The following is a 644-nucleotide window of genomic DNA, read 5'->3' as shown; positions in this document are numbered from 1 at the left end:
GCGAGCACCGCGGCGGGCAGTGACTCCGGCACCCGCGCGACCGCCGTCCCCGCGCGCAGCTGCACGTGGCTGGCGAACGCGCCGGTGAGGTCGCCGTGCACGCCCACCCTGTCGTGGCCGTACTTGCCCAGGTCGCGGCACTTCTGGGTGAGCCCGCGGCGGCAGCGGTCGCACGTGCCGCACGACACCGTGACCGACCACACCACGCGGTCGCCGAGGCGCAGCGGGGCCCCGTCGGTCGCGTCCGCTCCGGCGTCGCCGAGCGCGATGACCCGCCCCACGCTCTCGTGCCCGAGCACGAGCGGGGTGGGGGCCGCGCGCCGCCCTTGCACGGTGTGCACGTCGGAGCCGCAGATGGTCGACATCTCGACAGCGACCAGCACGTCGTGGTCGCCGAGGGCGACGCCGGGCACCGCGATGGTCTCGTGCGGGTGCCCGTCGCCGATCCACACCATGGCGGTGGCGGCGGGGCGCAGGGCGACGTCCCTCCGGTGACCGGGCGGACGGATCAGCACGGTTCCCATGGCCGGATGCTCAGCGCGCGGAGACGGTGGGCAGCAGGTCGCGCTGGGCGAGCGCGCCGCGCAGGGCGGTGACGTCGGCGAGCACGGCGTGGGCTCCCGCGCCGCTCAGGGCTGCGGGGC

General features: G+C 76.9%; 1 protein-coding gene. It reads right to left on the bottom strand.

The window, feature by feature from the left end:
- A partial coding sequence (locus DW309_RS06535) for an alcohol dehydrogenase catalytic domain-containing protein (protein ID WP_168387198.1) occupies positions 1-524 on the bottom strand: 524 nt, incomplete at its 3' end.
- Positions 525-644: the final 120 nt, after the last annotated feature.

It is taken from the genome of Microbacterium sp. K41 (assembly GCF_004794395.1).
In the GTDB taxonomy this organism is placed as follows: domain Bacteria; phylum Actinomycetota; class Actinomycetes; order Actinomycetales; family Microbacteriaceae; genus Microbacterium; species Microbacterium sufflavum.
The sequence above is the reverse complement of the archived record's forward strand: the minus strand, read 5'-3'. Positions and strand labels throughout refer to the sequence as shown.